General features: G+C 46.8%; 1 protein-coding gene. It reads right to left on the reverse strand.

Annotation, left to right across the window (positions count from 1 at the left end; genetic code table 11):
* A partial coding sequence (locus AB4496_RS21470; protein ID WP_372131894.1) for a cytochrome ubiquinol oxidase subunit I occupies positions 1-481 on the reverse strand: 481 nt, incomplete at both ends.

Consider the following 481-nt stretch of genomic DNA (forward strand, 5'->3'; position numbering starts at 1 on the left):
GTGCCATTCAGCTTCAATCGCTGCGAGTTTTACTTTTTGGACGTCACCCAGTTCATAGCCCGACTCATCACCTAATACGATCACCGATATGATAGAAGCAATGCCGAACGAAGCTGCGACAGCAAACGAACGTTTTGCAAAAGCAACGTCACGACCTTTAAGCAAGTAGTATGAACTCACGCCAAGGATAAACATCGCACCGCAGGTATAAGCCGAAGCGACTGTGTGTAAGAACTTAACTTGAGCAACTGGGTTGAGCACCACTTCGGCAAAGCTAGTCATTTCCATACGCATGGTTTGGTAATTAAACTCCGATCCAATCGGGTTTTGCATCCAACCGTTAGCAACCAGAATCCATAATGCAGAAAAGCTTGAGCCCAACGCCACCAGCCAAGTCACCATAAGGTGTTGGCGTTTGGACAGCCTTTCCCAACCGAAAAAGAACAGTCCAACAAAGGTGGATTCTAGGAAGAATGCAACA

The sequence above is a fragment of the Vibrio sp. 10N.222.46.A1 genome (assembly GCF_041473595.1).
In the GTDB taxonomy this organism is placed as follows: Bacteria; Pseudomonadota; Gammaproteobacteria; order Enterobacterales; family Vibrionaceae; genus Vibrio; species Vibrio tasmaniensis_A.